Annotated in this window: 19 protein-coding genes; 16 read left to right on the top strand and 3 right to left on the bottom strand. The window is 72.0% G+C overall.

Annotated features, from left to right (window positions below):
- Positions 1-28: 28 nt before the first annotated feature.
- The 8 genes from OG285_RS24480 (at position 29) to OG285_RS24515 (ending at position 9296) form a co-directional block, all read left to right on the top strand.
- A complete protein-coding gene (locus OG285_RS24480; RefSeq protein ID WP_356825718.1) occupies positions 29-1102 on the top strand; it encodes a nitronate monooxygenase in 1074 nt (357 codons plus the stop codon).
- Entirely contained in the window at positions 1099-1857 is a 759-nt protein-coding gene (locus tag OG285_RS24485) for a 16S rRNA (uracil(1498)-N(3))-methyltransferase (protein ID WP_356825716.1), read from the top strand. The genes OG285_RS24480 and OG285_RS24485 overlap by 4 nt, the downstream gene beginning before the upstream one ends.
- Before the next feature lie 222 nt (positions 1858-2079).
- Positions 2080-2496 (top strand): hypothetical protein, encoded by a 417-nt coding sequence (locus OG285_RS24490; protein WP_356825714.1) that lies wholly within the window; start codon positions 2080-2082, stop codon positions 2494-2496.
- Between the two features lie 160 nt (positions 2497-2656).
- Entirely contained in the window at positions 2657-3598 is a 942-nt protein-coding gene (locus tag OG285_RS24495) for a hypothetical protein (RefSeq protein WP_356825712.1), read from the top strand.
- 5 nt (positions 3599-3603) lie between these two features.
- Positions 3604-6813 (top strand): S41 family peptidase, encoded by a 3210-nt coding sequence (locus tag OG285_RS24500; protein WP_371792206.1) that lies wholly within the window; start codon positions 3604-3606, stop codon positions 6811-6813.
- 130 nt (positions 6814-6943) lie between these two features.
- Positions 6944-7303, top strand: coding sequence for a histidine triad nucleotide-binding protein (locus OG285_RS24505; protein ID WP_356825708.1), 360 nt, complete (start codon positions 6944-6946; stop codon positions 7301-7303).
- 5 nt (positions 7304-7308) lie between these two features.
- The gene (locus OG285_RS24510) at positions 7309-8226 is read left to right on the top strand and encodes a ribonuclease Z (RefSeq protein ID WP_371792207.1); all 918 of its coding nucleotides are present in this window, start codon (positions 7309-7311) and stop codon (positions 8224-8226) included.
- A 56-nt stretch (positions 8227-8282) separates the two neighbouring features.
- Positions 8283-9296, top strand: coding sequence for an adenosine deaminase (locus tag OG285_RS24515; RefSeq protein ID WP_371792208.1), 1014 nt, complete (start codon positions 8283-8285; stop codon positions 9294-9296).
- On the opposite strand, the gene OG285_RS24520 is transcribed toward OG285_RS24515, so the two are convergent.
- Positions 9242-10594: an MFS transporter gene (locus OG285_RS24520; protein ID WP_356825702.1), complete on the bottom strand. Its 1353-nt coding sequence runs from the start codon at positions 10592-10594 to the stop codon at positions 9242-9244. The genes OG285_RS24515 and OG285_RS24520 overlap by 55 nt on opposite strands.
- Positions 10595-10785: 191 nt before the next feature.
- The gene (locus tag OG285_RS24525; RefSeq protein WP_356825700.1) at positions 10786-11568 is read right to left on the bottom strand and encodes an IclR family transcriptional regulator; all 783 of its coding nucleotides are present in this window, start codon (positions 11566-11568) and stop codon (positions 10786-10788) included.
- A gap of 123 nt (positions 11569-11691) precedes the next feature.
- Here OG285_RS24525 and OG285_RS24530 point away from each other — a divergent pair, with 123 nt between their 5' ends.
- The 7 genes from OG285_RS24530 to OG285_RS24560 all read left to right on the top strand — a co-directional run bounded on the left by OG285_RS24530 (position 11692) and on the right by OG285_RS24560 (position 19552).
- A complete protein-coding gene (locus tag OG285_RS24530) occupies positions 11692-12654 on the top strand; it encodes a 5-dehydro-4-deoxyglucarate dehydratase (RefSeq protein ID WP_371793602.1) in 963 nt (320 codons plus the stop codon).
- Positions 12651-13973, top strand: a complete 1323-nt coding sequence (locus OG285_RS24535; protein WP_356825696.1) for a glucarate dehydratase family protein — start codon at positions 12651-12653, stop codon at positions 13971-13973. The genes OG285_RS24530 and OG285_RS24535 overlap by 4 nt, the downstream gene beginning before the upstream one ends.
- Positions 13974-14035: 62 nt before the next feature.
- Positions 14036-15124, top strand: coding sequence for a PfkB family carbohydrate kinase (locus tag OG285_RS24540; RefSeq protein WP_356825694.1), 1089 nt, complete (start codon positions 14036-14038; stop codon positions 15122-15124).
- Positions 15125-15240: 116 nt separating this feature from the next.
- Positions 15241-17388: a PhoH family protein gene (locus tag OG285_RS24545; protein ID WP_371792209.1), complete on the top strand. Its 2148-nt coding sequence runs from the start codon at positions 15241-15243 to the stop codon at positions 17386-17388.
- A gap of 27 nt (positions 17389-17415) precedes the next feature.
- On the top strand, positions 17416-17913 hold the full coding sequence (gene ybeY / locus OG285_RS24550; RefSeq protein WP_356825690.1) for an rRNA maturation RNase YbeY: 498 nt from the start codon (positions 17416-17418) through the stop codon (positions 17911-17913).
- A complete protein-coding gene (locus tag OG285_RS24555) occupies positions 17910-19202 on the top strand; it encodes a hemolysin family protein (RefSeq protein ID WP_356825688.1) in 1293 nt (430 codons plus the stop codon). The genes ybeY and OG285_RS24555 overlap by 4 nt, the downstream gene beginning before the upstream one ends.
- Complete coding sequence (locus tag OG285_RS24560) at positions 19199-19552, top strand: MmcQ/YjbR family DNA-binding protein (RefSeq protein ID WP_371792210.1); 354 nt, start codon at positions 19199-19201, stop codon at positions 19550-19552. Before OG285_RS24555 ends, OG285_RS24560 begins: the two co-directional genes overlap by 4 nt.
- Positions 19553-19563: 11 nt before the next feature.
- Here OG285_RS24560 and OG285_RS24565 read toward each other — a convergent pair whose 3' ends face one another.
- Complete coding sequence (locus tag OG285_RS24565; RefSeq protein WP_371792211.1) at positions 19564-20991, bottom strand: MFS transporter; 1428 nt, start codon at positions 20989-20991, stop codon at positions 19564-19566.
- A gap of 175 nt (positions 20992-21166) precedes the next feature.
- Between OG285_RS24565 and OG285_RS24570 the strand changes: the two genes are divergently transcribed.
- Positions 21167-21988, top strand: coding sequence for a helix-turn-helix transcriptional regulator (locus tag OG285_RS24570; RefSeq protein WP_356825999.1), 822 nt, complete (start codon positions 21167-21169; stop codon positions 21986-21988).
- Positions 21989-21995 lie beyond the last annotated feature (7 nt).

Raw genomic sequence — 21995 nt, forward strand, 5'->3', positions numbered from 1 at the left:
GGTGCGGAGGACGTGGCACGATGCGGTCATGTCCTCCGCACTCGCCGATCTCTGCCGATATCCGATCGTGCAGGCCCCCATGGCGGGCGGTGCTTCGGGCCCGCAGCTCGCCGCAGCCGTCTCCGAGGCCGGTGGTCTCGGGTTCCTCGCCGCCGGGTACAAAACCGCGGACGGCATGTACGAGGAGATCAAGCAGCTGCGCGGGCTGACCTCGCTGCCCTTCGGTGTGAACCTGTTCATGCCGCAGCCCGAGAACGCCGATCCGGCCGCCATCGAGGTCTACAGCCACCAGCTCGCCGGTGAGTCCACCTGGTACGAGACGCCCCTCGGCGACGTCCACGGCAGCTCGGACGACGGGTACGAGGCGAAACTCGCCATCCTGCTCGACGACCCGGTGCCCGTGGTCTCCTTCACCTTCGGCTGTCCCTCCCGCGATGTGCTCGACGCCTTCGACCGGGTCGACACCTTCACCATCGTCACCGTCACCACCGCCGAGGAGGCCCAGGCCGCCCAGTGGTGCGGCGCCGACGCGGTCTGTGTGCAGGGCATCGAGGCGGGCGGTCACCAGGGCACGCACCGCGACGACCCGCAGAACGACGGCACGGGCATCGGTGTGCTCTCGCTCATCACCCAGGTCCGGGAGACCGTGCAGCTGCCGGTCGTCGCGGCGGGCGGGATGATGCGCGGCTCGCAGATCGCGGCGGTGCTCGCGGCGGGCGCGGACGCGGCGCAGCTCGGTACGGCCTTCCTGGTGTGCCCCGAGTCCGGGGCGAACAGGCTGCACAAGCAGGCCCTGACCAACCCGCTCTTCGTCCGCACGGACCTCACCCGCGCGTTCAGCGGGCGCCCGGCGCGCGGTCTCGTCAACCGGTTCATGCGCGAGCACGGTCCGTACGCCCCCGCCGCCTATCCGCAGGTGCACCACCTCACCGCGGGGCTGCGCAAGGCCGCGGCCGGGGTGGGCGACGCCCAGGGCATGGCGCTCTGGGCCGGCCAGGGCCACCGCCTCGCCCGTGAGCTGCCCGCCGGACAGCTGGTCGAGGTGCTGGTCGCCGAACTGGAAGCGGCCCGCGCGTCGTTGGCCGAAGGCGGCGCGTCGTGACCGCGCCGGTCTTCGTCGTCGACGCGGTACGCGGCTTCGATCCGGCCCCCGGCTCCCGATTCGTCCTGGACGGTCCCGAGGGCCGGCACGCGGTGTCCGTGAAGCGGCTGCGGGCGGGCGAGGAGGTCGTACTGACCGACGGCGCGGGCCGCTCGGCGCGGTGCGTGGTCCTGTCGGCCGAGGGCAAGGACCGGCTGGAGGTCCGGGTGGACACGTGCGCCGAGGATCCGCCGCCCGTACCCCGGATCACCGTCGTACAGGCGCTGCCCAAGGGCGATCGCGGTGAGGTCGCCGTCGAGACCATGACGGAGACCGGCGTCGACGTGATCGTGCCGTGGCAGGCGTCGCGCTGCATCACCCAGTGGCGGGGCGACCGTGGCGCCAAGTCCCTCGCCAAGTGGCGCAGTACGGCACGCGAGTCGGGCAAGCAGTCCCGCCGGACCCGCTTCCCCGAGATCACCGACGCGCTGAGCACCAAGCAGGTCGCCGCACTTCTCGCGGACGCCGACCTGGCCGGGGTGCTGCACGAGGACCAGGAGTACGGCAGCGAGCCACTGGCCGCGGCCGAACTCCCCGCGCGGGGCGAGATCGTGCTGGTCGTCGGCCCCGAAGGGGGAGTGTCGCCGGACGAGCTCGCGGCCTTCACGGCGGCCGGGGCCGGGGTGTACCGGCTGGGACGCAGCGTGCTGCGTACCTCGACGGCGGGGACGGCCGCGGGAGCGCTGCTGCTGGCCCGGACGGGCCGCTGGGGCTGAGCGGCCCCGCAGCCCCGGTCCGGATCCCGGCCCGGCCGGCCACCCGCGAGAGTGAAGTGGGCGCGAAAGGAGTGCACATCGGCCCCTTTCAGTGGGACCCTGCCGCTTATGGGCGCATTGAGACACGTATCGAGGCGCGTACGGTACCGGTCGGTTCTCGCGGCAGTCGGCGCTGTCTGTACGGCAGTTGCGGGCGTCGCGGCCTGCGATCCGGTCGACGGGATGAACACGGCGTCCGTCGCCTACACCACCGACCGCACCGCCACCAGCGCCCTGGATCACCACGGTGTCGGCGTCGACTGGCTGACCTGCACGGCCGACGCCGCGGCCGCCTCACCCGCGCCCACCGCCGCCCCGCGTGACGTGGCACAGGTCGACTGCCGGGGCAGGACCAAGGACAAGAAGGACATCACCGTCAAGGGCAGGGTCACCAGGACCGTCGACGGGCGGTGCGTACGGGGCAATCTGACCAGCACGGTCGGCGGTGAACTGGCCTTCACCGCCACACTGCTGGGCAACTGCGCGGCCCCGCCCCCGGACGCCGGTATCCCCGCGCCGGGGCACGTCGGCGACGGCGGCGTGCGGCCGACGGCGACCGTGACAGTGACCGCCACCGTGACGCAGTACCCGGGCAAGTAGCCGAGCAACAGCCCGCCCGGGAGCCGGACAGCGAGCCGGACAGCCCACCCCCGGGGGCGCCCTTAGGTATCCCGGCTAGGTATCCCGTCCGTGGATTTAGGTGTACGGATCTTCTCTCCAGGCCCGCGCGTGGCGGGCTTTCGCCGGTCAGAGTGGGGGCATGGCTGCTCTTCCCGAATCGGACGTCCTTCCCGGGCCGGAGCTCGGTGCGCTCGCCGAAGCCCTTGCCGTCACCCGCCTCGTGACCCTCACCGGCCCCGGCGGCGTCGGCAAGTCACGGCTGGCCACCCGGCTCAGCGAGACCACAGGCCCACCCGTGTACTGGGTCGACCTCTCCGGCTGCCCGGACGCCGCGCTCGTCCCGTACATGGTGGCCACCGCGCTGAACGCCGTACCCCCGCCCGGCTCCGACCCGGTGCGCACGGTGCTCGACCTGTTCGCCCACAGCCGGGGGCTGCTCGTCCTGGACACCTGCGAACACGTGCTGACGGGCTGCGCCTATCTCGTCGGCAGGCTGCACGACACCTGTCCCGCGCTCCGGATCCTGACCACCAGCCGCAAACCGCTCGACGTACCGGGCGAACACCTGGTGGAGGTCGCGCCGCTGCCCCGCGAACGGACCGCCGGGCTGCTCCAGGAGCACGCCGCCGCATACGGTGTCGAGCTGCCCGACTACTGGGCCGGGCGCCTGGCCGGCGAGCTCGACGGCGATCCGCTCTCCACCGTGCTCGCCGCCCGGAGCCTGCGGCAGATGACCGCCCAGCAGCTGTACGGCGCACTCCGCGCGCCCGGCGGGCGGTTCACCGTCCTCACCGAAGGACCCGGCGACCCGGCCAGGCACCGCACGCTGCTGGAGGCCGTCGAGTGGAGCCACGAGCTGTGCAGCAGGGCCGAACGGCTGCTCTGGGCGCGGCTGTCGGCGTTCACCGGTGACTTCACCGCCGAGCAGGTCCGTACGGTCTTTCCCGACGGATCCTCGCTCGCGTCGCTGGTGAGCTCGTCGGTGGTGCTCGCCCGGAGCGACGGGACGTACCGGCTGCCGCTGGCGCACAGGGAGTACGGACAACTCAGGCTCGCCGGGCTGGGCGACGCCCTAGGGTGATCCTTGTGACGCAGCCTTCCTATCTCCGGTTTCCGCATGTCCAGGGCGATCTGATCGCCTTCACCGCAGAGGACGACGTCTGGATGGCCCCGCTCGACGGTGGCCGTGCCTGGCGTGTCAGCGCCGACAACAGCCCCGTCAACCATCCCCGGATATCGCCCGACGGCCGCTGGGTCGCCTGGACCTCCACCAGGGACGGGGCGCCCGAAGTGCATCTCGCCCCGGCCGACGGCGGCCCCTCCAGGCGTCTGACGTACTGGGGCGACGCACGGACGTCCGTCCGGGGCTGGACCCCGGACGGCGAGGTGCTCGCCATCAGCACCCACGGCCAGGTCTCGCTGCGGCGCAGCTGGGCGCGGGCCGTCCCGGTCGACGGCGGCCCGGCACGGACCCTGCCGTACGGGCCGGTCGGCTCCCTCGCGTACGGGCCGGACGGGCGGGTGCTGCTCCTCTCGGCGACGATGGGCCGCGAGGCCGCCAGCTGGAAGCGGTACCGGGGCGGCACCGCGGGCAAGCTGTGGACCGGTGAGACCGGCGGCGACTTCGTACGGCTCCACGCCGGCCTCGACGGGAACATCGAGTGCCCGCTGTGGGTGGGCGACCGGGTGGCGTTCCTCTCCGACCACGAAGGCGTCGGCGCGCTCTACTCCTCGCTCCCGGACGGCACGGAGCTGCGCAGGCACACCGCGGCCGACGGGTTCTACGCGCGCCAGGCCACCACCGACGGCACCCGGGTCGTCTGCATGGCGGCCGGTGAACTGTGGATCGTCGACGACCTGGAAGGCGCTGAGCCCCGCCGGATCGACGTCCGCCTCGGCGGCCAGCGCGCCGACCTCCAGCCCCACTCCGTGCGCGCCGGGCACCACATCGGCGCGGCCTCCCCGGACCGTACCGGCCGCGGCAGCGCCGTCGAGTCGCGTGGCGCCGTGCACTGGGTCACCCACCGCGAGGGCCCGGTCCGTGCGCTGGCCGCCGAGCCGGGCGTCCGGGCGAGGCTGCCCCGCACCTTCCGGGCCGACGGCGCCGAGCAGGTCGTCTGGGTCACCGACGCGGAGGGCGAGGACGCCCTGGAGTGCGCGCCCGCGACCGGCGCCGCCCCGGCCGCGGCCCCGCGCCGCATCGCCCAGGGGCGCATCGGGCGGGTGCTCGGGCTCGCCGCGGCGCCGGACGGCAGCCGGTTCGCCGTCGCCGCGCACGACGGGCGGGTGCTGGTCGTCGAGCGCGAGTCCGGCGATGTGCACGAGGTGGACCGCAGTGCGGACGGCGACGTCTCGGGCCTGGTCTTCTCGCCCGACTCCGCCTGGCTGGCCTGGTCGCACCCCGGCCCCGAGCCGCTGCGCCAGCTCAAGCTCGCGCACCTCGCCGACCTCTCCGTGTCCGAGGCGACCCCGCTGCGCTTCCGGGACTTCGACCCGGCCTTCACCACCGACGGCAAACACCTCGCCTTCCTCTCCGAGCGCGCCTTCGACCCGATCTACGACGCACACGTCTTCGACCTGGCGTTCATCGGCAGCTGCCGTCCGCACCTGCTGACCCTCGCCGCGACCACACCGTCCCCGTTCGGGCCGCAGCGGCACGGCCGCGCGACCGAGAAGGACAAGGACGCCGACGAACACGACGCACCCACCGCGCTGCCCGTGACCCGGATCGACCTCGAAGGTCTCGCCGACCGGATCGTGCCGCTGCCCGTCGAGGCCGGCAGCTACTCGACGCTGCGCGCCGCCAGGGACGGACTGCTCTGGCTGCGCCACCCGCTGCGCGGGGTCCTCGGCACGACCAGGGCCACCCCCGACGCACCCTGGCCGCACACCGTCCTGGAGCGGTACGACCTGGAGAAGCTGCGCGACGAGGAAATCGCCCCGGACGTCGACCACTTCGAGGTCAGCGGCGACGGAAAGCGGCTCGTGCTGCACACGGACGGCAAGCTGCGCGTCGTCCCCTCGGACAGCCGGGTGGCCAAGCCCGACGCGGACGAGGACAGCGACCGCAACGTCTCCGTCGACCTGTCCCGCATCCGCCGGACCCTCGACCCGGCCGCCGAGTGGCGGCAGATGTACGACGAGGCCGGACGCATCATGCGGGACAACTTCTGGCGCCCCGACATGTCCGGCGTCGACTGGGACGGGGTCCTGGACCGCTACCGGCCGGTGCTCGCCCGGGTCGCCACCCACGACGACCTGGTCGACCTGCTCTGGGAGGTGCAGGGCGAGCTGGGCACCTCGCACGCCTATGTGACACCGCCGGGCGGCTGGCGCGACGACACCACCCGGCAGGGGCTGCTGGGCGCCGACATCTCCCGTACCGAAGAGGGCAGTTGGCGCATCGACCGGGTCCTGCCCTCGGAGACCTCCGACCCCGCGGCGCGCTCGCCGCTCGCCGCGCCGGGCGTCGCCGTCCGCGCGGGTGACACCGTCCTGGCCGTCGACGGCCAGGCGGTCGATCCGCTCACCGGCCCCGCGCCGCTGCTCACCGGCTCGGCGGGCAAGCCCGTCGAACTCACCGTCTCGCCCGCGGACGGCGGCGACCCCCGCCATGTCGTGGTCGTACCGACCGGTGACGAGGAGGCGCTGCGCTACCACGCGTGGGTCGCCGACCGCCGGAGCTACGTCCACGAGCGGTCCGGCGGCCGTCTCGGCTATCTCCATGTCCCCGACATGATCGGCTCGGGCTGGGCGCAGCTCCACCGCGACCTGCGGGTCGAGGTGGCCAGGGAGGGCCTGGTCGTCGACGTACGGGAGAACCGCGGTGGCCACACCTCGCAGCTGGTGGTGGAGAAGCTGGCCCGCCGCATCGTGGGCTGGGACCTCCCGCGGGGCATGCGGCCCTCCAGCTACCCGCAGGACGCCCCGCGCGGTCCGGTGGTGGCCGTCGCCAACGAGTTCTCCGGCTCGGACGGCGACATCGTGAACGCGGCGATCAAGGCACTGGGGATCGGGCCCGTCGTGGGCACCCGTACCTGGGGCGGCGTCGTCGGCATCGACAGCAGGTACCGGCTGGTCGACGGCACACTGGTGACGCAGCCCAAGTACGCCTTCTGGCTGGAGGGTTACGGCTGGGGCGTGGAGAACCACGGGGTCGACCCGGACGTCGAGGTGGTCCAGGCGCCGCAGGACCACGCGGCGGGGCGGGACCCGCAGCTGGACGAGGCGATCAGGATCGCGCTCGCCGCACTGGAGGAGACCCCGGCGAAGACCCCACCGGGCCTGCCGGGCTGACGGCCACGCCCCCGCCCGCGACGGGGCGGGGGCGTGCACCGGGGGCGGAGCACGGGTCCGCCGGCCGCCCCCGGCTAGCATGGCGGCGTACACGATCATCATCGACCGGCCACGACCGAGGAGTGAGCGCATGGCGGGAGAGCCGCAGACCGACTGCCTGTTCTGCAAGATCGTCTCGGGGGACATTCCGGCGACCGTCGTCCGCGAGACAGACACCACGGTCGCCTTCCGTGACATAAACCCGCAGGCACCCACGCACGTCCTGGTGATCCCCAAGGTGCACTACCCGGACGCGGCCTCCCTCGCGGCGGCCGAACCGCAGATCGCCGCTGACGTGCTGCGCGAGGCGGCCGTGGTCGCCGCCGAGGAGCAGGTCGACCGGACCGGGTACCGGATCGTCTTCAACACCGGGTCGGGCGCCGGCCAGACCGTCTTCCACGCGCACGCACACGTCCTGGGCGGCCGCGGACTCAACTGGCCGCCCGGATAGTTCCGTTGTCCGTACGAGAACTCGTGGTGCTCGGCACCGCCAGCCAGGTCCCCACCCGGCGCCGCAACCACAACGGCTATCTGCTGCGCTGGGACGGGCAGGGCATCCTGTTCGACCCCGGTGAGGGCACCCAGCGGCAGATGCTGCACGCCGGGGTGGCCGCGCACGACATCGACCGGATCTGCGTCACGCACTTCCACGGGGACCACTCGCTGGGCCTGGCCGGGGTGATCCAGCGGATCAACCTGGACCAGGTCCCGCACCCGGTCACCGCGCACTACCCGGCGAGCGGGCAGCACTTCTTCGACCGGCTGCGGTACTCCACCGCCTACCGCGAATCCGTCAGCCTGGCGCAGGCCCCGGCCACCGGCGACGGCGGAGTCCTGGCGCGGACATCCGCGTACGAGCTGGAGGCGGTCAGGCTCTCGCACCCCGTCGAGTCGTACGGCTACCGGCTGACCGAACCCGACGGGCGCCGGATGCTCCCCGCGAAGCTCGCCGAGCACGGTGTGTCCGGCCCCGGCATCGGACGCCTCCAGCGGGAGGGCGTGCTCGACGGGGTCACCCTCGACCAGGTCAGTGAAGTACGGCGGGGCCAGCGGTTCGCCTTCGTCATGGACACCCGGCTCTGCGACGGGGTCCACCGCCTCGCGGACGGCTGCGACCTGCTGGCCATCGAGTCGACCTTCCTCGACGAGGACGCCCGGCTGGCCGCCGACCACGGCCATCTGACGGCCGGACAGGCGGGCCGGATCGCACGCGACGCGGGCGTACGGCACCTCGTCCTGACGCACTTCTCGCAGCGGTACCCCGATCCCGCGGAATTCGGCAGACAGGCGCGCGCCGCGGGCTTCGACGGTGAACTCACCGTCGCCGACGACCTGATGCGGGTGCCGGTCCCCACCCGGCACACCACCACCTGACCGCCGCCCCCAGCCCCCACATCCCACCCACACCACCGAACTGAGCGAGACCCCCGATGCGCCACCTCCCCAAGGCCGAACTCCACCTCCACATCGAAGGCACCCTCGAACCCGAACTGGCCTTCGCGCTCGCCGCGCGCAACGGCATCGAGCTTCCGTACGCGGACACCGAAGCGCTGCGCAAGGCATACCTCTTCAGTGACCTTCAGTCGTTCCTCGACCTGTACTACGGGCTGATGGCGGTGCTGCGCACCGAGGAGGACTTCGAAGAGCTCACCGATGCCTACCTCGCGCGCGCCGCCGGGCAGGGCGTGCGCCACGCGGAGATCTTCTTCGACCCGCAGGCGCACTCCGCGCGCGGTGTGCCGATCGGCACCGTCATCGAGGGCATCTCCCGGGCGCTCGGGCGCAGCGAGGAGCGGCACGGCATCTCCACGCAGCTCATCATGTGCTTCCTGCGCGACGAGTCGGCCGACTCGGCGATCCGGACGCTGGAGGCGGCCAAGCCCCATCTGCACCGGATCGCGGCGGTCGGCCTCGACTCGGCCGAGGTCGGGCACCCGCCGTCGAAGTTCCGTGAGGTGTACGCGGCGGCCGGGGAACTGGGACTGCGCAAGGTCGCGCACGCGGGTGAGGAGGGCCCCGCCGCCTATGTGCGTGAGGCCCTGGACGTCCTCGGGGTGGAGCGGATCGACCACGGGCTGCGCTCGATGGAGGACCCGGAGCTGGTGGAGCGGCTGGTCAGGGACCGGGTGCCGCTGACCCTCTGCCCGCTGTCGAACGTACGGCTGCGGGCCGTGGACACCCTGGAGCAGCACCCGCTGCCGCAGATGATGGCAGCCGGGCTGCTCTGCACCGTCAACTCCGACGACCCCGCGTACTTCGGGGGTTACGCCGGCGACACCTTCCACGCCGTGCACGAGGCGCTCGGCCTCGGGCACGAGGAGTTGCGGACACTGGCCCGCAACTCCTTCCTCGCCTCCTTCCTGGACCACGACGAGGAGCGCAGGGCGCGCTACTTGGCCGAGGTCGACGCGTACGACTTCGACGCGGACCTCGATCTGGGCTGAATGCCCCCGGCGAGCCAGTACTTGCGGCGCGGTGGCGGGTCCAGGGCGATCTCGGTGACGGTGAGTCCGGGTGCGCCACTCTGGGGCACGGTGGCCGCCTCCGCGCCGGGATCGCCCGCGACGCCCGCTGCGGGTGCGCCGCTTCTGCGGCGTACCGAACCGGGCAGCGCCAGACGGCCCGACGTGTGCAGCGCGACCCCGGTCAGCGGGACCGCGAGCAGCAGGAGCAGTGCGCACAGCACCGCCCCCATCAGCGGGAATCCGGTCCGGGCGGAGAGCAGGCTGCCCGCGACCGGCCCGCAGGCCACGCCGATCGACGATGCCGAGCCGACCAGGACGGCCCAGCGGCCACGCGGGTCCATCGAGGCGGCCAGACCGATCAGATACGACAGGACCACCGGGTAGAAGGTGTTCCAGAGGATCTCGCCCGACGCGAACGAGAAGAAGCCGTGCGCCGATGAACTCAGCGCGATACAGGCCGAGATGATGACCGTGCCGCCGCCGATCGGCAGTGCTCTGCCGAGCCGCGAGCCGAGCGCCCCGGCTCCGGCGACACCGATCAGGCCGGCGCCGAGCGACCCCGCGAAGATGGCGCCGACGGCCACTTCGGACAGCCCTGCCTGTTCCTGGCCGATCCGGCTGCTGACGCCCCAGAGGGAGTTCTGGGCCATCGCCCAGCAGACCATCGCACCGGCCAGGACCGAGCCCGAGCGCAGATGGGGGATCCGGCCGCGGCCGGCCCCGGTGGCGGGTGGCCGGTCGCGGGCCCGGCCGAGCCGCCGGGTCGCGGGCCAGACGAGGGCGGCGACCAGCGCGATGGCGGCGAACGGCGCCCGGTGTCCGCCGCCGAGATGGGGCAGGACGAGGTAGAGCGCGCCGGCGGTCGCCGACACCGTGAGCAGTCCGGTGGCCGATGCCCGGTGGGGGTCGGGCAGGCCGGCGATACCGCCTGCGGCCACCGCCGTCGCCGTACCGGAACCCACGCCGCCGATGGCGGCTCCCGCGATGACGAGCGGGAGGTACGCGGTGGCGGCGGCCGCGCCGTATCCGGCGAGGGCGAGGAACAGCCCGGTGCGGGCGACCCGCTGCGGGCCGATGCGCTCGACGTGCGAGGCCAGTACGAGACCGGCGCCCGCCGAGCAGAGGAGGAGGGCCGAGCCGGCGACGCCGGCTTCGGCAGGAGAGAGACCGAGACCGGAGCCGAGGCGTCCGACGATGGTCGGGAGAAGGTACGAGGCGAGGTAACCAGCGGTGAACATGGCAATGAGGGGCCATGTGGCGCGTGCGCGCGAAGACACGGGGGAGTTCCTGACAGAGACATGCCTGTGAGCAGGCAGAAGAGTGGGGGGAGTGGGCGTCGTGTCGTTGACAGGAGCGCGGGGCCGATCCGGATCAGCCACGCTGCGTCAACGAAAAGCTGCCACTATGTGATCTATAGCACTTTCGGTTTATAGTCACGCAGGCACGGACAAAGAGCCTGTTTCTTTACTCAGATCCAGTCGGGTGCGCCGGACGGCGTGTGTGCCGCGGCCTCGATCTCCGCCCGTACCTCGCGCATCGTCGCGACGATCCGGCGCTCGTGCCCGGCGGTCAGCCGGGTCGCCGGGACCGAGCAGCTGACGGCGTCCACGGCGGGCGTGTCGTACCGCAGCGCGAAGCCGAAGCCGACGATGCCGGTGACGCCCTCCTCGCGGTCGACCGCGTAGCCCCGCTCGCGCACCAGGGCCAGATCGGCCGCGAGGGCGGCCCGGTCGGTCAGCGTGTTCGCGGTGAACCGCTCCAGCTCACCGGCGGGCAGCCCGCCGGTGTCCCGCTCGGCGAGCAGCGCCTTCCCCAGTGCGCTGACGTGGGCGGGCAGCCTGCGGCCGACACGGTTGAGGGTGCGCGGATACTCGTGCGACTCGCGGGTGGCGAGATAGACGACGTCACCGCGGTCGAGCCGCCCCAGGTGGACGGTCTCGCCCAGGGCGGCGGACGCCTCGTCCAGATACGGCTTCACCGCTCGCACCCGGGCATCCGTGTCGAGGTAGCTGGTGCCGGTGAGCAGGGCGCGGATGCCGATGCCGTACAGCGATCCCGTCGCGTCGGTACGGACCCAGCCGCGGTCGGTCAGGGTCTGCAGCAGGGCGTACATGGAGCTGCGGGGCACCCCGAGCTCATCGGCGAGTTCCCGCAGCCGGGCGGGCCGGTCACCGCGTGCGGCGAGCACCTCCAGCAGCTCGACGGTGCGGCCCGCCGACTTCACCTCGCGTACGCCTCCGGTCTCCGGCATGCCCAGAGCCTAGATCCCGTGACGCGGGCGGCTGCGTGGGGCCGGTCGGCACCCTTGACGCCCCTCGTTCATGTATCTAGGGTCCATTTCCATGCATGGACACCATCTACATACGGAGACATGATGCGTACGGGGACCGGCACGACGACGGCGGAGGCGGCCGGGACGGTGGCGCGGCTCCGGGAGGGCATGGCCCGCGGGGTCCTCTCGTTCCCGCTGACCCCCTTCACCGACGGCGGTGAGCTCGACACCGACGCCTGCCGGGCCCATCTGGAGACCCAGCTGGCCGCCGCCCCCGGCGCGGTCTTCCCCGCCTGCGGCACCGGCGAGTTCTTCTCGCTGGACGAGGACGAGTACCGCAGGGTCGTCACCGCCACCGTCGAAGCGGCCGCCGGGCGGACACCCGTCGTCGCAGGCATCGGATACGGCTGGGCGCAGGCCGGCCGATTCGCCCGGATCGCCGAGGAGGCCGGCGCCGACGCGGCGCTCGTCCTCCCGCACTACCTCGTGGCGGCCCCGCAGGACGGACTCGTCGCCCAGCTGGAGCAGATCGCCGCCCGCACCCGGCTGCCCCTCATCGCCTACCAGCGCGGCCAGGTCGTCTTCACCGCCGCGTCGCTGCGCCGCATCGCCGCCATCCCCGGCGTCATCGGGCTCAAGGACGGCCACAGCGACCTCGACCGGCTCCAGCGGCTCACCCTCGCCGCCCCGGACGGCTTCCTCTTCTTCAACGGCGCCTCCACCGCCGAGATCCAGGCCCGCGCCTACGCCACCGTGGGCGTCCCCGCCTACTCCTCCGCCGTCCACGCCTTCGCCCCCGAGATCGCCGGAGCCTTCTTCACGGCCCTGCGCACCGACGACCGGGCCCGGCTGGACGCACTCCTGCGCGGCTTCTACGTCCCGCTGGTCGAGCTGCGCGACCGCGTCCCCGGCTACGCCGTCTCCCTGATCAAGGCCGCCGCCCGGCTGCGCGGACACCGGGTCGGACCGGTACGCGCACCCCTGACCGACCCGGGCCCCGAGGACCTCGCGGTCCTGGACGCCCTGCTGACCACCGGACTCGACCTCGCAGGAGCCACCCGATGACCCCGCGCGCGACCGGGCCGACGCCGCAGAGCACGACGATCGCCGAAGTCCGGCTCACCCCCGTGCTCATCTCGGATCCGCCGCTGCTCAACGTGCACGGCGTGCACCAGCCGTACACCCCGCGCCTCATCGTCGAGATCGTCACCGAGGACGGCGTCACCGGCGTCGGCGAGACCTACGGCGACACCCGGTACCTCGACATCGCCCGCCCCTACGCCGACCTGCTGCCCGGCCACGCCCTGTACGACCTCAACACCATCGCCGCCCTCGCCCAGCAGGTGGGCGTCGACCGGGCGCAGGTGGCGGGGGCCGTCGACGGGGGCGGGCTGCGCGGTGTGCAGACCGCCGACAAGCTGCGGCTCTCCGTCTACTCGGCGTTCGAGGTCGCCTGCCTGGACGCCCTGGGCAAGATCCGCGGCCTGCCGGTGCACGCCCTCCTCGGCGGCAAGGTGCGCGACACCGTCGAGTACAGCGCGTACCTCTTCTACCGCTGGGCGGCACACCCCGGCGGCGCGGGGGAGACCGACACCTGGGGCGAGGCCGTCGACCCGGCCGGCATCGTCGCGCAGGCGCGGCGCTTCGCCGACGACTACGGCTTCACCTCCTTCAAGCTCAAGGGCGGGGTCTTCCCGCCGGCCGAGGAGATCGCCGCGGTCCGCGCACTCGCCGAGGCGTTCCCCGGCCACCCGCTGCGGCTCGACCCCAACGGCGGCTGGACACCGGGCACTTCACTGGAGGTCGCCGCCGAACTCGCCGACGTGCTCGAATACCTGGAGGACCCGGCCGCCGGTACCGCGGACATGGCGGAGGTCTCCGCGGGCACCCGCGTCCCGCTCGCCACCAACATGTGCGTGACGACGCTGCCCGAGATCCGCGAGGCGTTCCGCACGGACGCCGTCCAGGTCGTCCTCTCCGACCACCACTACTGGGGCGGACTGCGCGCCACCCGCGAACTGGCCGCGATCTGCCGCACGTTCGGCGTCGGGCTCTCCATGCACTCCAACACCCACCTGGGCATCAGCCTCGCCGCGATGACCCATGTCGCGGCCACCGTGCCCAACCTGGACTACGCCTGCGACAGCCACTACCCGTGGCAGACCGACGACGTGATCACCACCCGCCATGTCTTCCGCGACGGCCGCCTCCCGGTCGGCGACGCCCCCGGCCTCGGCGTCACCCTCGACCGCGACCGGCTCGCCGCACTCCACCGCCGCTGGCTCGACGACGACGGCACGATGCGTGACCGCGACGACGCCGCCGCGATGCGCAAGGCCGACGGGTACGAGAACTGGACCAGCCCGGCTCTGCCCCGCTGGTAGCGGTGTGCCGGGCACCGTTTCGGGCAGACTGGCCTGATCGCACGGCAACCGGGGAGCGCAGGGTGGTCCACGACAACAAGAAACTCGACCCGCTGGACGGGCTGCGCGCCCCCCAGGATCCCGCCTGCGACGTCTTCCTCACCGGCACGGTCTTCCTGGACATCATCTTCACCGGCCTCGACAGCGCACCGGTGCGCGGCACCGAGTCCTGGGCGCGCGGCATGGGTTCGAGCCCCGGCGGGGTGGCCAACATGGCCACCGCGCTGGCCCGGCTCGGACTGCACACCTCGCTCGCCGCGGCCTTCGGCGACGACCACTACGGCGAGTACTGCTGGGACGCCCTGGAGCAGGGCGAGCAGATCGATCTGTCGCGTTCACACACCGTGCCCGGCTGGCACTCCCCGGTCACCGTCTCCATGGCGTACGAGGGCGAGCGCACCATGGTCTCGCACGGCCACGAGGCACCCCCGCCGTCGTCCAGCTACCCCAACTGCCCGCCGCGCGCCCGGGCCGCCATCGCCTCGTTGGGGCCCGGCAGCCGCGAGGAGTGGGTGCCGCACGCCGCGGACCGCGGCACGAAGGTCTTCGCCGACGTCGGCTGGGACGAGACCGGACGCTGGGACCTTGCGGGCCTCGCCGACCTGGAGCACTGCGAGGCCTTCCTGCCCAACGCCGAGGAGGCGATGCGCTACACCCGCACCGACTGCCCGCGCGCCGCGGCCCACGCCCTCGCCGAGAAGGTCCCGCTGGCCGTCGTCACGCTGGGCGCCGAGGGCGCGTACGCCGTCGACGGATCGACCGGCGAGTCCGCGTCGGTGCCCGCCATCGCGGTCGAGGCGCTCGACCCGACGGGGGCGGGCGACGTCTTCGTCGCGGGCTTCGTCACCGGGACACTGGCGGGCTGGCCGCTCGCCGACCGGCTGGCCTTCGCGGGGCTCACGGCGGCCCTCTCGGTCCAGGAGTTCGGCGGCTCGCTCTCGGCGCCCGGCTGGGCCGAGGTCGCCGCCTGGTGGCAGCGGGTGCGGACCTGCGAGGGCCAGGACCCGGCCGCACTGCGCCGGTACGCCTTCCTGGAGGAACTGCTGCCCGCGGCGGCCCGGTCCTGGCCGCTGCGCCGGGCCGTGCCGACGATCGGCTTCCGCGCACCGTGAGACCGGCCTAAAAGCCGTGGCGTTGTCGGTGCGGCGTCGTAGGCTTGGTGGTCCAGAGGTTGTCGAGCAGCGAGAACCCTGCAACGGGAGGTATGCGCAGGCCCGAGGGCCGGCCCATGACTCAGACACCTACACAGCCGCAGGCGCGTGCCCACATCACGATTCCGGCCGCACACCCCATGGTGATGCTGCTCGGATCGGGCGACTCGCTGCTGCGCGTGATCGAAACGGCGTTCCCGGCGGCCGACATCCATGTCCGGGGCAATGAGATCAGTGCCACGGGAGCGGCGGCCGATGTCGCCCTGATCCAGCGCCTGTTCGACGAGATGATGCTGGTGCTCCGCACCGGGCAGCCGATGACGGAGGACGCTGTGGAACGCTCGATCGCCATGCTCCGGGCCAGCGAGAACGGCGAGGGCGAGCCGGGAGGCGAGACCCCCGCCGAGGTCCTCACGCAGAACATCCTGTCCAGCCGCGGCCGCACGATCCGCCCCAAGACGCTCAACCAGAAGCGCTACGTCGACGCCATCGACAAGAACACCATCGTCTTCGGCATCGGCCCCGCGGGCACCGGCAAGACCTACCTCGCGATGGCCAAGGCGGTCCAGGCCCTGCAGTCCAAGCAGGTCAGCCGGATCATCCTGACCCGCCCCGCCGTCGAGGCGGGGGAGCGGCTCGGCTTCCTCCCCGGCACCCTCTTCGACAAGATCGACCCCTATCTGCGCCCGCTGTACGACGCGCTGCACGACATGCTGGACCCGGATTCGATTCCCCGGCTGATGGCGGCGGGGACGATCGAGGTGGCGCCGCTGGCTTATATGCGGGGGCGGGCGCAGCCGGTCTTCACCAAGGTCCTGACACCGGACGGCTGGCGTCCCATCGGTGACCTTCGCGTCGGTGACCTGGTTACCGGGTCGAACGGCGAACCGACCCCGGTTCTCGGTGTCTATCCGCAGGGCGAGAAGGACATCTACCGTGTCACGGCTCAGGACGGTGCCTGGACGCTCTGCTGCGGTGAGCACCTGTGGACGGTCCGCACGGCCTCCGACCGCCGCCGGGACAAGCCCTGGCGGGTCCTGGAGACCCAGGACATGATCGGCAACCTCCGTGCCGCACACGCGCGGCGGTACGAGCTGCCGATGCTGACGGCGCCCGTCAGTTTTCCCGGGCGTGCGGTCCCCATGGACCCGTACGCACTGGGTCTGCTGCTGGGCGACGGGTGCCTGACCGGGTCCACCACGCCCTCCTTCGCGACCGCCGATCCCGAACTGGCCGTTGCCCTGGAGACAGCGCTGCCGGGTGTGCGGGTGCGCGGGACGGACCGGGTGAACCACACCCTGAACCGGGTGAAGGCCCCGGGCGACGTCGTCACCCTGGAGGACCCGGTCACCGGGGCGCTCCGTGCCCTCGACCTGCTCGGCTCCAGGTCAGGTACGAAATTCGTCCCCGACGAATACCAGTACAACTCCGCTGAGGTCCGGCTGGCCCTGCTCCAGGGACTGCTGGACTCGGACGGGGGCCTTGTGACGCAGGCCGACAGGACGTGCCGCGTCCAGTACACCACCACGTCGATCCTGCTCCGGGACGATGTCATTGCCCTGGTCCAGTCGCTGGGAGGTGTCGCCTACACGCGCCGCAGGGCCGCCGCGGGCAGGAAGCCGGGACGGGCCAATGGCCGCGAAGTCCCCTACTGCGGTGATGCCCATGTCATCGACATCCGGCTCCCCGAAGACATCGAGCCCTTCCGTCTCACCCGCAAGCGCGACAAGTACCACGCGGCCGGTGGCGGTGGCCGCCCGATGCGTTTCATCGACAGCATCGAGCCGGCGGGCCGCGAAGAGACGGTCTGTATCCAGGTCGCGGCCGAGGACTCGCTGTACGTCACCCAGGACCATCTGCTGACGCACAACACCCTCAATGACGCCTTCATCATCCTCGACGAGGCGCAGAACACCAGCGCCGAGCAGATGAAGATGTTCCTCACCCGGCTCGGCTTCGACTCGAAGATCGTCGTCACCGGTGACGTCACCCAGGTCGACCTGCCGAGCGGCACCAAGAGCGGGCTGCGGCAGGTGCAGGACATCCTGGAGGGCATCGACGACGTGCACTTCTCCCGGCTCACCACCGAGGATGTCGTCCGGCACAAGCTCGTCGGCCGTATCGTCGACGCGTACGAGAAGCACGACAGCCAGAAGCAGGACAGCGAGAAACACGCCGGCGAGAAGCGCGCCGGTAAGAAGCACGACAGCCAGAAACGGCTGTAGGCACAGACCGAAAGAGTCAGCAGCCCCATGTCGATCGACGTCAACAACGAGTCCGGAACCGAGGTCGACGAGCAGGCGATCCTCGACATCGCCCGTTACGCCCTCACACGGATGCGGATCCACCCGCTCTCCGAGCTGTCTGTGATCGTCGTGGACACCGAGGCCATGGAGCAGCTGCACATCCAGTGGATGGACCTGCCGGGTCCCACGGATGTCATGTCCTTCCCGATGGACGAGCTGCGTCCGCCGGCCAAGGACGACGAGGAGCCCCCGCAGGGGCTCCTCGGCGACATCGTGCTCTGTCCCGAGGTCGCCAAGCAGCAGGGCGAGGACGCCCCGACGCAGCACTCCATGGACGAGGAGCTCCAGCTCCTGACCGTCCACGGGGTGCTGCACCTGCTGGGTTACGACCACGAGGAGCCCGACGAGAAGGCCGAGATGTTCGGCCTCCAGGCCGCGATCGTCGACGGCTGGCGGGCGGAGAAGGGCCACACCGGCCCCTCCCCGGCGCCGACCGTCTCATGACCGCGCAGCTGATCGTCGGCGCGGTCGCGCTGGTCGTGGTCGCCTGGCTGGCGGCCTGTGCCGAGACGGGCATCGCCCGTACCTCGAGCTTCCGGGCCGCCGAGGCCGTACGGTCGGGCCGGCGCGGCAGCGAGAAGCTGGCGCAGATCGCCACCGACCCGACCCGCTACCTCAATGTGGCGCTCCTCGTGCGGGTCGCCTGTGAGATGGCGTCCGGGGTCCTCGTCACCTATGTCTGCCTCCGGGAGCTGTCCGAGACCTGGCAGGCGCTGGCACTGGCCATCGCCCTGATGGTGCTGGTGAGTTATGTGGCCGTCGGCGTCTCACCGCGCACCATCGGCCGCCAGCACCCGCTGAACACGGCGACCGCTGCCGCCTATGTGCTGCTGCCGCTCGCCCGTGTGATGGGTCCGGTCCCGCAGCTGCTGATCCTCATCGGCAACGCGCTGACTCCCGGAAAGGGCTTCCGCAAGGGCCCGTTCGCCTCCGAGGCCGAGCTGCGCGCCATGGTCGACCTCGCCGAGCAGGAGTCGCTGATCGAGGACGACGAGCGCCGGATGGTGCACTCCGTCTTCGAGCTTGGCGACACCCTGGTCCGCGAGGTGATGGTCCCGCGCACCGACCTGGTCTGCATCGAGCGTTCCAAGACGATCCGGCAGGCCACCACACTGGCGCTGCGCTCGGGCTTCTCGCGGATCCCGGTGACCGGGGAGAACGAGGACGACATCGTCGGCATCGTCTACCTCAAGGACCTGGTCAGGAAGACCCACATCAGCCGGGACGCGGAGACCGACCTGGTCTCCACGGCGATGCGCCCCGCGGTCTTCGTGCCCGACACCAAGAACGCCGGCGATCTCCTGCGCGAGATGCAGCAGGACCGCAACCACGTCGCCGTCGTCATCGACGAGTACGGCGGCACGGCGGGCATCGTCACCATCGAGGACATCCTCGAAGAGATCGTCGGTGAGATCACCGACGAGTACGACCGTGAGCTGCCGCAGGTGGAGGAGGTCGGCGGGGGCTGCTTCCGGGTCACCGCCCGTCTGGACATCGACGACCTGGGCGAGTTGTACGGCCTGGACGAGTACGACGACGAGGACGTGGAGACCGTCGGCGGGCTGCTGGCCAAGGCGCTCGGCCGGGTCCCGATCGCGGGCGCGTCCGCGATCGTCGACCTGCCGGACGGCAGACGGCTCCGGCTCACCGCCGAGTCCCCCGCGGGCCGCCGGAACAAGATCGTGACAGTGCTGGCCGAGCCGGTCGCCGAGATGGAGGAGGCAGCGGGATGACACCGCAGGAGCTCAGGGCGTTCTGCCTGGAATTCAACGCCGCGGCCGAGGAGTTCCCGTTCGGCCCGGAGACCTCGGTGTTCAAGGTGCGCGGCAAGGTCTTCGCCCTGAGCCACCTCGACGGAGACCCGTTGCAGATCTCGCTCAAGTGCGACCCGGACGAAGCGGTCCGGCTGCGCGCCGAGTACGAGGCGGTCGTTCCCGGCTGGCATCTCAACAAGCGCCACTGGAACACGGTGACGGTCGGGCCGCTGCCCGACCGTCTGATCCGTGAGCTCGTCGAGGATTCGTACGACCTGGTGGTGGCGGGCCTGCCGAAGGCGGAGCGTCTCCGGCTCGACCGCGCCTGACCGCACGCCTCTCAGGCGGTGCGGCGGCGGTCACGGCTGTACCGTCCGAGGCCCACCGCGACCAGCACCGCGGTCCCGACCAGGATCGCCGCGCTGATGCCCAGCACGGTCCGTACCCCGTCGAAGAGGTCGGTCTGTGTCGTGGCCAGCACCCCCAGCAGCGGGATGCCGACGGTGATGCCGACCTGCTGGGTCGTGGTGACGAGCCCGGTGGCCAGGCCCTGTTCGGCGTCCGGCACCCCCGAGGTGACGGTCAGCCCGTACGAGATGATCGCGCCCAGGTGCGCCATGCTGGCCACCGAGACGGCGACCGTGGCCAGCCAGACCCCCGAGTCGGCGCCGAGTCCCAGCATCGCGGCGATGAACAGGCCCTGGGCGAACAGCGAACCGACCAGCACCCGGCGGGCACCCAACCGGCCGATGACCTTCGGGGCGGCCATTCCGGCGGCCACCGATGCCAGGCCCTGGACGCCGAAGACCAGTCCGGTCCGGAAGCTCGACAGGTGCAGGACCTCCTGGAGGTAGAGGGTCAGGACGAAGACCACCGTCGACATCATCGAGAAGGTGACGAGCCCGCCCAGATTGCCCCAGGCCACGGTGCGCCGCCTCAGCATCGGCAGGGACACCAGCGGAGCCTCGGCGCGGGATTCGACGACCACGAAGCCGGCCAGCAGGGCGATGCCCAGCACCAGCGACACCAGGACGTCGGCGTGGCCGAAGCCGCGCTGCGCCGCCGTCGACAGGGCGTAGATCATCGCGAGCAGCCCGCCGGTGACGGTGACCGCTCCGGGGATGTCGAGCCGCGGCCGCTCGGGGTGGCGCGACTCGGTGAGCAGCCCGGGTGCCAGGGCGAGCACGATCACCGCTGCCGCGCCCAGCAGGCCCATGGTCGAGCGCCAGCCCAGGGTGTCCGTCAGGACACCGCCCAGCACCATGCCGACGGTGAAACCGAGCGAGAGCAGGGTGCCGCTGATGCCCAGCGCCCGGTCGCGCTGCGGGCCCTCGGGGAAGGTGGTGGTCAGCAGGGACATCCCGGTCGGCACGATGACGGCGGCGCCCAGGCCTTGGAGGGCCCGCCCGGTGAGGAACACCTCCTGGTTCCATGCGAACGTCGCGATCAGCGAGGCCGCGCCGAAGACGCTGAGACCGGTGAGGAACAGCCGGCGCCGGCCGAACAGGTCGGCGATCCGGCCGAAGAGCAGCAGGAAGCCGCCGGAGGGCAGTGCGAACGCGGTGACGGCCCACTGGAGCCCGGCCCGGGTCATGCCCAGGTCGTTGCCGAGCACGGGGAGCGCCACATTCAGTACGGAGAAGTCGAGCGCCACCATGAACTGGGCCGCGCACAGGACGAGGAGGACGAGCCCGGCCCGGCCGGAGAGCCGGTCGGCTGTGGGAGGGGCGGGGCTCGGAGTGAGTGTGGGTGAGGTATCGATCGCCATGTCCCGAGCTTCGGGCTCCGGGAACAAGCGTGGGGAGCCGGAACTTATGCTGGTGGCCGCACCACCAGGCAGCCGTACAGGGGGAGATGGCGTGGCGAGTCCGATCGAGGGCGGTGCTGCGGGGCCGCGGCCCGGCACCAAGGCACACCGGCTCAGTGAGCTGCGGGAGTTCCTGATGAGCCGGCGGGCCAGGATCACTCCGGCCGAGGCGGGGCTGCCCGACGGCGGTGGCCGGCGGCGGACACCGGGGCTGCGGCGCGAGGAGGTCGCCGTCCTGGCGGGCGTGGGCGTCTCCTGGTACCAGTGGCTGGAGCAGGGCCGGGACATCACGGTGTCGCCGCAGGTCCTGGACTCGGTGGGCCGGGTGCTGAGGCTGAGCAGCGTCGAACGCCGCCACCTGTACATGCTGGCCGGGCTGAACCCGCCGCCGCAGGAGGTCGACCCGGCCAACGTCGACATGTGCGACGGGCTCAAGCGGCTGATCGACGCCTGGATGCCGTTCCCCGCGCACATCATGGACCAGTACTGGAACACGATCATGTACAACGACGCCTCGGCGATGACGCTGGCCATGCGCCCCGATCTCGTGCAGAACTGTCTGATCGCGTTCTTCACCGACCCCGTCTACCGGGCCCGCGCCAGGGGCTGGGAGTCGATCGCGCACCAGGTGGTCGCCCAGTTCCGGGCCGCCTGCTCGGAGCGCCCCGAAGACGAAGGTTTCCAGGCGGTCGTCAGCGAGGCGAAGGAGCGCAGCCCCGAGTTCGCCGAACTGTGGGACCGCCGTGACATCGCTCCGGCCGGCCAGGTCCGCAAGGAGCTGGAGCATCCGGTGGTCGGCACGCTGTTCGTCGAGTCCACCCAGCTGAGGGTCCCGGCCCGGCCCGATCTGGCGATCGTGCTGCACACCCCGCTGCCCGACACGGGTACGGAGGCCAAGCTCCAGTGGCTGGCGTCGCCGGAGGGCCGCAGGGGCTCGATGTACCCGGTCGCCAACTGACCGGTGC

This window comes from Streptomyces sp. NBC_01471 (assembly GCF_041438865.1).
Lineage (GTDB): Bacteria > Actinomycetota > Actinomycetes > Streptomycetales > Streptomycetaceae > Streptomyces.

Coding starts and splice junctions, on each gene's coding strand:
- ybeY (WP_356825690.1), top strand. CDS start 17,416: ATGTCGATCGACGTCAACAACGAGTCCGGAACCGAGGTCGACGAGCAG.
- OG285_RS24560 (WP_371792210.1), top strand. CDS start 19,199: ATGACACCGCAGGAGCTCAGGGCGTTCTGCCTGGAATTCAACGCCGCG.
- OG285_RS24565 (WP_371792211.1), bottom strand. CDS start 20,991: ATGGCGATCGATACCTCACCCACACTCACTCCGAGCCCCGCCCCTCCC.
- OG285_RS24525 (WP_356825700.1), bottom strand. CDS start 11,568: ATGCCGGAGACCGGAGGCGTACGCGAGGTGAAGTCGGCGGGCCGCACC.
- OG285_RS24490 (WP_356825714.1), top strand. CDS start 2,080: ATGAACACGGCGTCCGTCGCCTACACCACCGACCGCACCGCCACCAGC.
- OG285_RS24570 (WP_356825999.1), top strand. CDS start 21,167: ATGAGCCGGCGGGCCAGGATCACTCCGGCCGAGGCGGGGCTGCCCGAC.
- OG285_RS24555 (WP_356825688.1), top strand. CDS start 17,910: ATGACCGCGCAGCTGATCGTCGGCGCGGTCGCGCTGGTCGTGGTCGCC.
- OG285_RS24495 (WP_356825712.1), top strand. CDS start 2,657: ATGGCTGCTCTTCCCGAATCGGACGTCCTTCCCGGGCCGGAGCTCGGT.
- OG285_RS24535 (WP_356825696.1), top strand. CDS start 12,651: ATGACCCCGCGCGCGACCGGGCCGACGCCGCAGAGCACGACGATCGCC.
- OG285_RS24505 (WP_356825708.1), top strand. CDS start 6,944: ATGGCGGGAGAGCCGCAGACCGACTGCCTGTTCTGCAAGATCGTCTCG.
- OG285_RS24515 (WP_371792208.1), top strand. CDS start 8,283: ATGCGCCACCTCCCCAAGGCCGAACTCCACCTCCACATCGAAGGCACC.
- OG285_RS24530 (WP_371793602.1), top strand. CDS start 11,692: ATGCGTACGGGGACCGGCACGACGACGGCGGAGGCGGCCGGGACGGTG.
- OG285_RS24480 (WP_356825718.1), top strand. CDS start 29: ATGTCCTCCGCACTCGCCGATCTCTGCCGATATCCGATCGTGCAGGCC.
- OG285_RS24545 (WP_371792209.1), top strand. CDS start 15,241: ATGACTCAGACACCTACACAGCCGCAGGCGCGTGCCCACATCACGATT.